Origin of the sequence: Microbacterium daqui (assembly GCF_050408675.1) — a bacterium.
Taxonomy (GTDB): Bacteria; Actinomycetota; Actinomycetes; order Actinomycetales; family Microbacteriaceae; genus Microbacterium.
The window spans coordinates 121,966-134,575 of the sequence record NZ_JBNTKF010000001.1 but is presented as its reverse complement, the minus strand read 5'-3'; the positions used below and the strand labels follow the sequence as shown (position 1 = coordinate 134,575).

Annotated in this window: 10 protein-coding genes; 4 read left to right on the top strand and 6 right to left on the bottom strand. The window is 62.6% G+C overall.

Annotated elements, in window-relative coordinates:
• The first annotated feature begins 94 nt into the window (after positions 1 to 94).
• A complete protein-coding gene (gene sepH, locus ACQUSY_RS00630; protein ID WP_428902594.1) occupies positions 95 to 1,192 on the top strand; it encodes a septation protein SepH in 1,098 nt (365 codons plus the stop codon).
• A 17-nt stretch (positions 1,193 to 1,209) separates the two neighbouring features.
• Here sepH and ACQUSY_RS00625 read toward each other — a convergent pair whose 3' ends face one another.
• Entirely contained in the window at positions 1,210 to 2,325 is a 1,116-nt protein-coding gene (locus ACQUSY_RS00625; RefSeq protein ID WP_428902593.1) for an alkaline phosphatase family protein, read from the bottom strand.
• A gap of 95 nt (positions 2,326 to 2,420) precedes the next feature.
• Between ACQUSY_RS00625 and ACQUSY_RS00620 the strand changes: the two genes are divergently transcribed.
• A complete protein-coding gene (locus ACQUSY_RS00620; protein ID WP_428902592.1) occupies positions 2,421 to 4,868 on the top strand; it encodes a DNA gyrase/topoisomerase IV subunit A in 2,448 nt (815 codons plus the stop codon).
• 61 nt (positions 4,869 to 4,929) lie between these two features.
• Here the strand turns inward: ACQUSY_RS00620 and ACQUSY_RS00615 are convergent, their stop codons facing one another.
• The gene (locus tag ACQUSY_RS00615; protein ID WP_428902591.1) at positions 4,930 to 7,008 is read right to left on the bottom strand and encodes a DNA gyrase/topoisomerase IV subunit B; all 2,079 of its coding nucleotides are present in this window, start codon (positions 7,006 to 7,008) and stop codon (positions 4,930 to 4,932) included.
• Between the two features lie 191 nt (positions 7,009 to 7,199).
• Here ACQUSY_RS00615 and ACQUSY_RS00610 point away from each other — a divergent pair, with 191 nt between their 5' ends.
• Positions 7,200 to 7,415 (top strand): DUF7455 domain-containing protein, encoded by a 216-nt coding sequence (locus tag ACQUSY_RS00610; RefSeq protein WP_428902590.1) that lies wholly within the window; start codon positions 7,200 to 7,202, stop codon positions 7,413 to 7,415.
• Between the two features lie 52 nt (positions 7,416 to 7,467).
• Here the strand turns inward: ACQUSY_RS00610 and ACQUSY_RS00605 are convergent, their stop codons facing one another.
• The 3 genes from ACQUSY_RS00605 to ACQUSY_RS00595 are packed head-to-tail and all read right to left on the bottom strand — an operon-like array spanning position 7,468 to position 10,217.
• Positions 7,468 to 8,520 carry an alanine racemase gene (locus ACQUSY_RS00605; RefSeq protein WP_428902589.1) on the bottom strand — a complete coding sequence of 351 codons (1,053 nt, stop codon included), beginning with the start codon at positions 8,518 to 8,520 and terminating at the stop codon, positions 7,468 to 7,470.
• Positions 8,517 to 9,191 (bottom strand): alanine racemase C-terminal domain-containing protein, encoded by a 675-nt coding sequence (locus tag ACQUSY_RS00600; RefSeq protein WP_428902588.1) that lies wholly within the window; start codon positions 9,189 to 9,191, stop codon positions 8,517 to 8,519. Before ACQUSY_RS00600 ends, ACQUSY_RS00605 begins: the two co-directional genes overlap by 4 nt.
• 6 nt (positions 9,192 to 9,197) lie before the next feature.
• Entirely contained in the window at positions 9,198 to 10,217 is a 1,020-nt protein-coding gene (locus ACQUSY_RS00595) for a sugar-transfer associated ATP-grasp domain-containing protein (protein WP_428902587.1), read from the bottom strand.
• Between the two features lie 191 nt (positions 10,218 to 10,408).
• Here ACQUSY_RS00595 and ACQUSY_RS00590 point away from each other — a divergent pair, with 191 nt between their 5' ends.
• Positions 10,409 to 11,434: a sugar-transfer associated ATP-grasp domain-containing protein gene (locus tag ACQUSY_RS00590; RefSeq protein WP_428902586.1), complete on the top strand. Its 1,026-nt coding sequence runs from the start codon at positions 10,409 to 10,411 to the stop codon at positions 11,432 to 11,434.
• 168 nt (positions 11,435 to 11,602) lie between these two features.
• On the opposite strand, the gene ACQUSY_RS00585 is transcribed toward ACQUSY_RS00590, so the two are convergent.
• On the bottom strand, positions 11,603 to 11,803 hold the full coding sequence (locus ACQUSY_RS00585; protein WP_428902585.1) for a hypothetical protein: 201 nt from the start codon (positions 11,801 to 11,803) through the stop codon (positions 11,603 to 11,605).
• Positions 11,804 to 12,610 lie beyond the last annotated feature (807 nt).

Here is a 12,610-nt window from a genome sequence, read left to right as displayed (position 1 = left end):
TCAAAACCGGCGGCGCGCCCGTTCTATTCCCGGGTTTGCACCTCGGTCTGTGTCACGATGTTCCGGTAAACCTACGTTCGGAAGAGGCCTGGCCATGGATCAGCTCACAATCGTCGGCACCGAGGATGACAAGCTCATCCTCGCGACGGAATCCGGCGAACGTTTTTCGGTCGCTATCGACGATGTTTTGCGTGTCGAACTCCGCAAGGCTCGCCCGGCGGCCGTGCCCGATGAAACTCCGCGCGCCAGCCCGCGCGAGATTCAGATGCACATTCGCGCTGGCCTTTCCGCCGCCGATGTTGCCGAGCTCTTGAACACCACGATCGCCGATGTCGAACGTTACGAGGGCCCGGTTCTCGCCGAGCGCGAGCACATCGTCAATCAGGCACTCGCTGTTCCCGTGCTGATGGGCGGAGAGTTGGAACCAGATGGCTCGCTGAGCTTTGGTGCCGCAATTCGCGCGAAGCTGGCGGAAGCTGGTGCCGAGGGTGAAGTGTGGTCAAGCTGGAAAGACGAGTCCGGCTGGACCATCAAGGTCGATTTCACAGCGAACGAAGTGGAGCACGACGGCCGCTGGTCGTTCGACCCGCGCCGTTCAACGCTGTCGCCGCTCAATGCCGATGCCACCCAGCTTTCGCGTCAGGGTTCGCTCCCGGAGGGGCTCATCCCCCGTCTCCGCGCGCTCGACAGCAATCCATTCAAGGACAACTCACGTTTTGACTCCGGTGCTTTCGGCCCACGCCGCTTGCCCGAACCGGAGCAGGTAGACGAAGTGGCCGAGGCCGCACCGGCCGAGCCGGAGCAGGCTGCCCGCCCCACGACGGCGGCGGACGCTGCGGTCAAGCGTGCTCCTGAGCCTGAAAACCACACGAGCCCTGACACCGCCGACCTCCTTGAGGCGTTGCGCCGCCGTCGTGGCCAGCGTGAGCCGGTGCCATCTGCAGAGTCCCCGGTAGCGGAACCAGTGGTTCCGGGCCCGAAGCGCCGCACGAATGACGATGGTTTGGTGTCGCTGTTCGGTGAGCTAAACGACGCGCCGTCTGAGCCTGAGCCGACTCACGACGACCACGAAATCATCGAGGAAAAGCGCGCGGCCGCTGCCGAGCGGGAGAAGTCGGGCGGACGTCGCAAGGGTCGCACCTCGATGCCGTCGTGGGATGACATCGTCTTCGGCGCTCGCACCGACGAATAGCCCGCGAACCGCGACGCTTACGCCTGCGCGAAGGCACCGGCGCGGAGCATGGGAACCATGAGCTCCTCCGGAGAGATGGATCCGTGCTGGCCAACCATGCGTTGCGCACCCTTGTCTTGGAGCGTGTCGTCATAAAACGCCCAGAGTCCGCGGGCTGCAACGAGAACATCACCAATGCGCGGCGCAACATCAGCATTCACCGCGCCAAAGATGCCAGCGGCAATCGCATCGTCTCGCGTCATGACATCGGCCGTCTTGTCGCTGTGCACCTGCCAGCGTTCCGCCAGCGCACGCGCGTCAGCACCTGGTTCCGCGTACACGTGCAGCATGCGCGGTTCACCACCGAGCTGTGCAACACCCTGCCAGCGCGGGTCTTTCGCACCAAGCAGCACGTGACGCGTGGGTGGGACGTCGATCATGCCGTGGTCGGCGGTAATCAGCACGCCAACGCCGTCTGGCACAGAGGCCGCGAACGCCGCATCGACGTCTTCAAGTGCGGCAAGCCACCGCGCACTGTCAACGCCGCGCTTGTGGCCAGCTTTGTCGACCTCCGGCATGTAGCAGTAGACAACGGAACCATCGTGCTCGTCAGCAAGGGACAGCGCTTTTGCGAAGCGCTCACGCAGCACATCGGCCGCGACGTACTCGGCGCCGCGTAACACCGCTTGGCTAAAGCCTGAGCCGACATACTCGGAGGGGCCGACGGCAAACGTGGGGTGCCCGGCAGCGCTTGCGCGTTCGAAGAGCGTTTCGCACCGTTGCCACGTCGCCGGGTCCAGCCCGTCGTGTTCCCACCCGGAGAGTTGGTTGCTGAGGTGGCCCGTCTGCGTGTTCATCGTGCGGTATCCGACAAGACCATGCACACCCGGGTCGGCACCCGTCAGCAAAGACGTGAGGGCAGCTGCTGTGGTCGATGGGAAGAGGGAATGGCCGACGCTTTTCTTCGTGACGAGCGCACTTAACCGTCGTGCGTGACCAGCGTGCGCGCGCAACTGCAAGATACCGAGGCCATCGATCACGACGAGCACGACCGAACGCGCACGCCCGAACGCAGAATCCCCCGTCAGCGAGGTGATCAACTCCGACGCCACCCCGGTGATGCTCCGGGAGTGAGCGGCAGGGACAGGTAGCATGAAAGGCATCGTGGCCAGTCTTCCACATCGCGAAGCTGACCCGACCGACGTAGGAGCTCACGCTCCCCCACCCGCTTTCCGGGAGCCCGCACCGTATGCCTCGCAACACACCGACGAATGAGCCGATCGAAGAACGCATTGAAGAGATCGACGTCTCTGCCGAAATGCAAGGGTCATTCCTGGAGTACGCGTATTCCGTGATCTACTCGCGCGCGCTCCCTGACGCGCGCGACGGCCTGAAGCCGGTTCAGCGACGCATCCTGTACCAAATGGCTGACATGGGACTGCGCCCGGAGAAGGGCCACGTCAAGAGCGCCCGTGTCGTCGGCGAAGTGATGGGTAAGCTCCACCCACACGGTGACTCGGCAATCTACGACGCCCTCGTGCGTCTCGCCCAGCCCTTCGCGATGCGCGTTGCGCTTGTCGACGGGCACGGCAACTTCGGCTCGCTTGATGATGGCCCCGCGGCTTCGCGGTATACCGAAGCTCGCCTCGCACCCCCTGCGCTTGCCCTCACCGAAAACCTCGACGAAGACGTCGTCGATTTCGTACCCAACTACGACGGCCAGTTCATGCAGCCGGCCGTACTTCCCGCCGCGTACCCGAACCTCCTCGTCAACGGTGCCAGCGGTATCGCGGTCGGTATGGCTACCAACATGGCACCCCACAACCTCATTGAGGTGGTGGCCGGCGCCCTGCACCTGCTCGAGAACCCCGACGCCACGACCGAAGAACTCATGGAGTTCATCCCCGGCCCTGACTTCCCGTCGGGCGGCATCGTGATGGGTCTCGACGGTGTGAAGGACGCCTACGAAAGCGGCCGCGGTGCCTTCAAGGTGCGCAGCAAGGTTTCTATTGAGCCGCTCGGCCCGCGCCGCACCGGCATTGTCGTCACCGAACTGCCATACCAGGTGGGCCCCGAGCGCATTATCGACAAGATCAAGGACGCGGTTAATTCGAAGAAGCTTCAGGGCATCTCCGACGTCACCGATCTCACCGACCGCAAAAACGGCATGCGCCTCGTTATCGGCATCAAGACCGGCTTCGATGCCAACGCCGTGCTTGAGCAGTTGTACCGCCTCACACCGCTGGAAGACTCGTTCTCCATCAACAACGTCGCGCTCGTTGACGGCCAGCCCCGCACGCTCGGTCTGAAGGAGCTTCTGGCGGTTTACGTCAAGCACCGCATCGAGGTTGTTACACGCCGCTCGACCTACCGCGTCGCACGCCGCAAGGAACGTCTGCACCTCGTTGAAGGCCTTTTGGTGGCGATCCTCGACATCGACGAGGTCATCCAGGTCATCCGCTCGTCTGACGACTCTGAGACCGCGCGCAACCGCCTCCAGCAGGTGTTTGAGCTGTCGGAACTGCAGGCCGAATACATCCTCGAGTTGCGTCTGCGTCGACTGACGAAGTTCTCGCGCATTGAGTTGGAGTCCGAGCGCGACAAGTTGCTCGCCGAGATCGCTGCTCTCGAAGAACTTCTCGGTAACCCTGTGCTTGTCCGCAAGCAGGTTGCTACCGAACTCGACGCTGCCGCCGACACGTTCGGCACGCCGCGACGCACGTTGCTCATGAACGCAAAGCCGGCCACACCGAAGTCGGCCAAGGCCGCGGCTGCCGCCGACCTCCAGATCGCTGACGCACCGACCCAGATCGTGTTGTCTGCGACCGGCCGCGCGGTGCGCCTTGAGCTTGCTGAGGGTCAGACGATCGCCACACCCGCACGACGCAGTAAGCACGATGCGGTTCTCGCAACGCTCGAGACGACCACGCGCGCCGAAGTGGGTGCTGTCACCAACAAGGGGCGCGTCATTCGCTTCTCCCCCGTTGATCTGCCGTCGATTCCACCGGCGTCCGTACAGCTTGCCGCCGGTGTGCCGCTTCGCGAATACCTCGGCATCACAGACAAGAAGGAGCGCGTGCTCGCGCTCATCAGCTTCGATGACGAAACACCGCTGGCCCTTGGTACCCGTGAGGGTGTCGTCAAGCGCATCGTGCCGTCAACGATCCCGGTTCGCCCGGAGGTCGAGATCATTGGTATGAAGCCCGGCGATGAGGTTGTCGGTGCCGCGCTCGCACCCGACGCTTCCGACGTTGTCTTCGTCACCTCTGACGCCCAACTGTTGCACTACTCGTCGGCCATGGTTCGTCCGCAGGGCGCACCGGCCGGCGGTATGGCGGGCGTCAAGCTGGGCTCGGGCGCCACTGTAATCGCCTTCAACGTGGTTCCGATCGGTTCGGAGGCCGTCGTCGCGACGGTTTCCGGTGCCGACGCATTCATCGACGGCATTGATGCGGGCCGTGCGAAGGTCTCGGACTTCTCCGAGTTCCCGAGCAAGGGTCGCGCTACCGGCGGCGTACGTGCCCACGCGTTCCTGAAGGGCGAATCGCGCCTCACCGTCGCCTGGGTTGGCGAAAACCCCCGCGCGATCGGCACCGATGGTTCCGCCCGCGTCCTGCCCGAGGGCGGCTCGCGACGTGACGGCTCCGGAACCGCACTCGACGCTGTCATCGGCTTCATTGGTTCCGCTATCGCGTAACACCCACAACGACGAAACCCGCCGCTTCACATGAAGGCGGCGGGTTTCGTGTTTGTCGCGCTTACGCGTCGATGGCTTCGCGCGATAGGCGGTCTGACGACTCAATAATGAACTCGCGGCGTGGCGGCACATCGTTGCCCATGAGCAGCTCAAAGACGCGGCCCGCCTCCTCAGCGTCTTCGAGGCGCACGCGGCGCAGGAGGCGCCCGGAGCGGTCCATCGTGGTCGATGCGAGCTGCTCGGCGTCCATCTCACCGAGACCCTTATAACGCTGAATCGGCTCTTGCCAGCGCTTGCCAGACTTCGTGAGCTTCGCGAGCAGCTTGTGTAGCTCGGCCTCGCTGTAGGTGTAGATCGTCTCGTTGGGCTTGGAGCCCGGGTTCACGACGATGACGCGGTGCAGCGGCGGCACCGCGGCATACACACGACCGGCCTCAACGAGCGGACGCATGTAGCGGTAGAAGAGCGTGAGCAAGAGCGTGCGAATGTGCGCGCCGTCAACATCGGCGTCACTCATCAGGATCACCTTGCCGTAACGTGCCTGGCTGAGGTCGAAGCTACGACCGGAACCAGCACCCACGGTTTGGATGATGGCTGCGCACTCGAGATTGGAGAGCATGTCGCTCACCGAAGCCTTTTGCACGTTGAGAATCTTGCCGCGAATCGGCAACAGTGCCTGGAACTCGCTGTTGCGCGCGAACTTGGCGGTACCGAGCGCGGAGTCACCCTCAACGATGAACAGCTCAGACTGCTCGAAGTCGTTGGAGCGGCAGTCGACAAGCTTGTTCGGCAGCGACGAAGACTCGAGCGCATTCTTGCGGCGTTGCGTCTCTTTGTGCGCACGCGCCGAAACACGCGCCTTCATCTCGGCAACAACCTTGTCGAGCAACTGCGCTACCTGGGTCTTATCGTCACGCTTGGTTGACGTGAAGCGACCCTGCAGGTCTTTGCGCAGTACCTGCGCAACAATCGACTTCACTGCGGGCGTGCCGAGCACTTCCTTCGTCTGACCCTCGAACTGCGGCTCGGGCAGGGTGACGTTGAGCACGGCGGTGAGGCCTGCGAGCACGTCGTCTTTTTCGACCTTGTCGTTGCCGACTTTGAGGCGGCGCGAGTTCTTGTCGACCTCGCTACGCATTTGCTTCAGTAGCTCTTGCTCGAAGCCCTGCTGATGCGTACCACCCTTGGGCGTCGCGATGATGTTGACGAACGACCGCGTCGTGGTGTCGTAGCCCGTACCCCAGCGCATCGCGATGTCGACGTGGCAGACACGCTCGACCTCGGTAGCGACCATGGAACCATTGGCCTGCAGCACCGGAACAGTTTCTTTGAACGTGCCCTCACCCTGCACGCGCCACGTGTCGGTGACAGGTGCATCGGTGGCGAGGTATTCGACAAACTCGCTCAAACCGCCGTCGTACTTGAACGTGGTTACAGTGGGTTCGTCGCCACGCTCGTCGGTAACGGTGATGCCGAGGCCCGGAACCAGGAATGCGGTTTGGCGAGCACGGGTGCGGAGGTCTTCGAGCTGAAACTCGGCGTCTTTTGTGAAGATCTGCTTGTCGGCCCAATAGCGCACGCGCGTGCCGGTGGTGCCCTTCGGAGCCTTACCGATCACACGAAGTTCACTGCCCTCGTTGAACGGCGTGAACGGCGCGTCAGGACGTGCCTCACCATCGTCTGCGAAGGTTCCGGGTTCTCCGCGGTGGAAAGACATCGCGTAGGTTTTGCCGCCGCGGTCGACTTCGACATCGAGGCGCTCACTTAGCGCGTTAACGACCGAGGCACCGACACCGTGCAGACCACCCGAGGCAGCGTACGAGCCGCCGCCAAACTTGCCACCCGCGTGCAACTTCGTAAAGACGACTTCGACACCGGTAAGACCGGTGCGGGGCTCGACGTCGACGGGGATACCACGACCGCGGTCACGCACCTCAACGGAACCATCGTCACGAAGCACGACGTCAATGCTGGAACCATTGCCACCGACCGCTTCGTCAACGGCGTTGTCAATGATCTCCCACAGGCAGTGCATGAGACCGGGCGAGCCGTTCGAACCGATATACATACCGGGACGCTTACGAACGGCCTCCAGGCCTTCGAGCACCTGAAGATGGTGGGCGGAATACTCGGAGGTCACGAGAATCAAGCCTAATCGCCCCTACCGACACTCGAGGTTATCGACGCGCACTAAGGCGGGCGTACAGGCGCGGGCTGGGATTGCGGGCGTACGCGGTGAGCGAAACACGCCGCGGAACCGGCCATCGCTCACGGTTGCGTGGTTTGATAAATACATCCCAAACACCAGGGAACGACACGAGGAGGCACCCGATGACGACAGCGACAACGCCGACGGAGACCGTGTCCTACCGCCTGACGGCAATGGATCGTTGCGACTCTTGCGGAGCGCAGGCATACATCGCCGCCGAGGTTAACGGCAGTGAGCTCTTGTTCTGCGCACACCACGGCCGTAAGTACGAAGAGAAGCTTCGCGCGGTAGCCACGAGCTGGCACGACGAGACGGCACGTCTCGCCGAGGTCGACTGACCTTCGCGTACACACAAGAAAAGGCACCGATCATTCGGTGCCTTTTCTGCGTTTACGGCAAATACTTCCGCGGAATCTCGGGGCTCACGCGCAGCACGATTTCTTCACCGATGGTTCCGATACGTTCCGCAATATCCGTCGCGGACTCGAGAGCGGAACCACCGAAAAGGGCAACACGGTCACCCGGTTGCGCGGGCCACGGCTCGCACGTCACAACGTCAGCCTTGATGCTCATGATCTGGCGCGACCCTGCTGGCGTTTGCACGGCGGTGTTGGTCTCGGCGAGCGTCATCAGACCATTCCAGCCAGCGTCGATCACGACGGCGTCGTCACTGACGTGGCGCACGGTCGCTTCGAGCGTTGCGATCGGTGTGATGCCGAGCTCGGCGTCGGATGGGCCGTCGGTTGAGCGAATGCCGTACGCAAAGGCACCGATGCGCACCATGTCGTAGCGGTAATCGGGGCGCGCAAATGACGCTGCGCTAGCCGCCAAGTGCATGCGTGTCGGGGTGAGCCCCACGGCACGAGCTTCGCCCACTGCCCAGTCAAAGATCGCGCGTGCTTCGTCGTCGGAGGCATCCGAGGTTTCTGCGATGTGCGACCAAATACCGCGCACATGAATGGCTCCGGCAGCCTCAAGCGCGTGCGCACGCTCGACAAATGCGCGCCACCGCTCGGGTCGTACGCCGTTGCGGTGCAGCCCGGTATCGATCTTGAGGTGCACGGTGACCGGAGTGCCGACGGAACCTGCAGCGACGTCTTCGAGAAGCGCTTCGGTTCCGATGCCACAGTCGAGATCGGCGGCAACCGCGTCAGCAATGTCTGCCGCACCCTGGAGCATCCAGGCGAAGATTCTTGCGTCGGCTCCGAGGAGTTCGCGAACGCGAACCCCCGTGGCGACGTCGAGGGCGCCAATCCAACGCACACCCTCTTGCCACGCGCGGGTGACAATCGGCGCCAGGCCGTGCGCGTAGGCGTCGTCTTTGACGACGAGCATGTGGTCGGCGGGAGCGACGCGTTCGCGGATCGTCGCGAGGTTGGCCGCGAATGCATCGAGATCGACGACGAGCTCGGCTGGGGCGAGTTGTTCGCGATACTGGCTCATGCGGTCACCTCTCGACGGGCGCGAAGCCCGAGTGGGGCCACGAGCTCGGCCGGCGACATGCCGGTGATTTCGGCCCACTCAGCGATGCTTGGTTCGATCCGTGCGGGATCCCCCAGAAAGACCACCTCGGCACCGTCGTTGACAGTGGCATCTCCGAGGTCGACAACGCAGACGTCCATCGCGACGCGGCCAACGATCGGCCTGCGTTCGCCCGCGATAAGTACGGTGAGTTGGTTACCCAGAGACCGCACGAGGCCCTGGGCATATCCGCCGGTCACGAGCGCAATGCGGGTGTCTGCCGGGGCAACGAACGTGTGTCCGTAGGAGACACCCTCCCCCGTCTTGAGCGCTTTCACCCCGAGAACTTGCCCCACGTACCGAACCGCAGGCGTGGTTCCGTCGACCAGTCCGGCGACGTGCTCTGCAGCGTGGGCGGCGTCGCCGCGGGGCCGCGGCTTGCCGTCGAACACCTCGATCTCGTCGAGGCCGACGTGCACGCCGAGAAAGCCGAGCTCGTGCGCGATGTCGGTGACCAATTCTGCGCCGAGGCCGAGAGCATCGTGTTCGACGCTCACGAGCGCTGCGCGATCAAGCGGCTCGAGGTTCTGGCGAATCGCCGAACGAGAGATCTGCGCGATCGGCAGGGTGCGGGAGGTGACAGAGTAAGCCATTGCGACTTAGAAGGTCATCACCGCTTCGTGCGCGGGTCGCGTGCCGCGGCGGATACTGGTGGCGAGCACGCGGGACTCGTAGAGGCCGGGGATCCAGTTGCCCTCGATGAGGATCGGACCGTTGGGGCCGACGGCGACGTCCCACCCGATGTACGGAACCTCGGGAATGATCTGAGCGACCTCGGTGATGAGAGCCACAACTTCGTCCCACAGCGGCACCTGGAAGTCGATGATCGACTTGCCCGAGTCGGGGTGGTTTTCGTAGAAGGTGTCGTTCTTGCCGTTGTGTCCGCGGCCGACGGCCTTGCCGTTTTCGTCGAGCATCGTGAAGAAGCCACCCCACGAGAACTGGTCAGAGACAGAGCCACGACCGAACTTCTGCACGCGCACCAGGATGTGCACGTTGGTGCCGTCGAAGTAGCTCGTGATACGGGTCGTGTTGACCGTACCTGCGCAGTATTCGGCGAGGTACGGGTGCTGCGTGATCTTCTCTTCGATCAGCATCTGGTCTTTCGAGACGAGCTCGTTGTAGAACGCAGTCCAGTCGGTGACGTCTTTCGCCTCGTAGCGGAACACGCCGTGGCCTTCGCGACTGATCGGCACCTTCGCGATGAACACCCGGTGGCGCTGCGCGAACTCTTCGAGAGCCGCGGCATCGGCGTTATGCAGGTCGAGCCACTCGCGGCCCAGGTACTTCTCAAAGCGACGGTTGAAGTTGAGCTTCGAGATGAAGTTCTCTTCAGCAATCTTCTGGTCGTTGACCTTGACCGCAATGTGGTGCTGCAGCAGCGACGTCATGAACGTCTTGCGCTCAGCTCGCGTGAGCGACGCAAAGTCAGCCTCGTAGTAGTCGATGAACGCGGTGTCTTTGAAACCCGCCGAGTAGAGCATGTCGATAAAGATCGGGAAGGTCGCACGCTTGTGCTCCTTGCCGATCTTCTGCGCGAGCTCCCAGATGCGTCCGGGGTTGAAGTTGCGGAGACGGTTCGTGAAGTACCGAACACGCGCCTTCAGATCAATCTGCATCAGGAATCGTTGCCTTTCGTCACGCCCACAGGCGCCGAACACTTGAAGTGCCCATTCTACGCGCCGCACCCTCTCAGAAACTGAGCCGCGCCCGAATGGCGTGCTCTCTGGTTCCGTGATCCGCCTCCTTCTGCGCGTGCATCGGCGTCGCGCTCCGGGGTTGTGCAGGGTGCGCCCGATAGAATCGAGCAATGGCTCAACTCGCGCTTCGCATGAAGTACCTCTTCGACCGTGCCCGCAATGTTTCGGGTTCCAACATCGTCGAATTCGCGAAGCAAACCAAGCGTGTGAGCAAGGCTCCGCTGCCGGTGATCATCGCCGACATGCTGTGGTGCTCGGTGCGATACGAAATGGGTTTTCGCGACTACGCGGTGTGGGACATTCGCCTACTGAAGGCCAAGGAGCGTCGCACGTGGATGACGCACCCGAAGTCGTACCGCCTCACGAAGACGCTCAACGGTGCCGAATCGCGTGAGGTCATGGAGAACAAGCTGCAGTTCAACGCGGACTTCGCTGACGTCATGGGTCGCGAGTGGATCGATGCGAAGTCGGTGTCGGCTGAAGAACTACAGGCGTTTGTCGTGAAGCACGGTGCGGTTATGGCGAAGCCTGCTGACGGGTTTGGTGGCGCTGGTCTCGGCCGGTACGAAGCTGCCGACGCCGCGGATGCCGCGGCGTTTCAGGCGCTATTGATTGAGCGGAACCAGACACTGGTTGAGCAGTTTTTGGTGCAGCACGATGAGATGGCTCGGTTGTACCCCGGCTCGGTCAATACGGTGCGGTTGATCACGTACCTCGACAAGCAGGGGTCTTTTCACGTGATTGCCGGTGTGCTTCGTGTGGGCAACGGTGGTGTGATCGATAACTTCGCTGGCGGCGGCATGTTCACGATGCTCGACGACGATGGTGTCGCGATGTACGGCGCGGTAGACAAGCACTCGAACGCCTACAATGTGCACCCCGCGACCGGTGTTTCGATCAAGGGGTTCCAGGTTCCGATGTACCGCGACATGGTGACCCTCGTCGAGAAGCTGTCGCACCGACTCCCCCACACGCCGTACGTTGGTTGGGATGTCGCCCTGACCCCCGCCGGCCCCGCGATTCTCGAAGCTAACCACAACTCGTCGGTGTTCCAGATGAAGCCGTCGGTTTCGGGCGTGCGCACCGGCCTCATCAAGCGCTACGAAGACGCCGTCGGATTCAGCCTGCAGAAGTAGCCGGGCGCCCCGGCTCACTCTCCCCTGCCGCACGGAGAATTCTGTTCTGCACGACCATTTCGGCGTCTTACGAAGACACGCCGTGTTTTGCCACGTCTTCCCCAGACTCGTCGTGCACAACAGATCAACGCGATGTGGAAGAGCTCGGGAGTAACGGAGTAGGCGACGTCATTTGGCGGGGATAAAGGCCATATCGTCGATCGCGGCGAGGACTGTGGCTTCGACGGTTGGCCAGCGAAAGACGATCATCGCGTAGGTGAGGCGAATCGTCAGGTACCCGAGTGTGACGGCGTTTGCATCTCGAATGAGATCGCGTGCCCGTTCGGTCGCCCCTTCGTGGTTCGAGCGGCCATCGATTTCGAAAAGCACACGACCGTATCGAAAGTCGACTCGTCCAACTGTCGGGATCAAGACTTGCGACTCAAGTTCGAGACCCATCATCATCAGTCGGAACCGAAATAACGATTCGAGCCCAGAATCAGCGTCGCCTCGGGCTCGGCGAAGCCATCGCGCAATACGTTCTGGTGTCGCCGCAATGACGCGGTGACGCTGACTTTTCGAGAGCAGGCCGACCCGCCACGCCGATTCGAAGGCGACAAAATACGCCTCAACGCTCAAACACCGCCACGCGACCTGCAGCGCCTCAGTGGGCGATGCTAGTCCGAAAACAGTCTGCCTCCGTTCGTGATGGTCAACACAATCACACCGAAAGTGAGGGTGGACGCGACCGTTCGTTCCCACATCAACGTGAACGTTCGCGACCTCGTCAAGCAACCAGACCCCATGTGCCCGCAGAGAACTCACGCACGACACCATCCCACCGTGGGCCGCGGCAATCGCCACTTCGCTACCACCGTCGTTCGCGTATACGCCTTTGCGGAGCCGCACGATGGTTCCGTCCATCGCTGCTGCCACCACCTCATCATTCGACGCACCCCGTTGGCGTAGTTGCCAGGTGCGCGCAGCACCTCCACAGTCATGTATTGCGCCGCGTATGTTCATACCAAGACTGTGAACCTCAGCCGCCCACCTCCGGTCATCCATCCGCAATGTGTGCATTGGGCGGCACGAGTGGGCCGTTGGGGAGGAATCCTGACCGCTGGCCCGTCGCCCATCACCCGTCGCCCCTGTTGTGCACGATCAGGGCGCCGCCTCCGTCCGTTTGCTCGGCGAGTC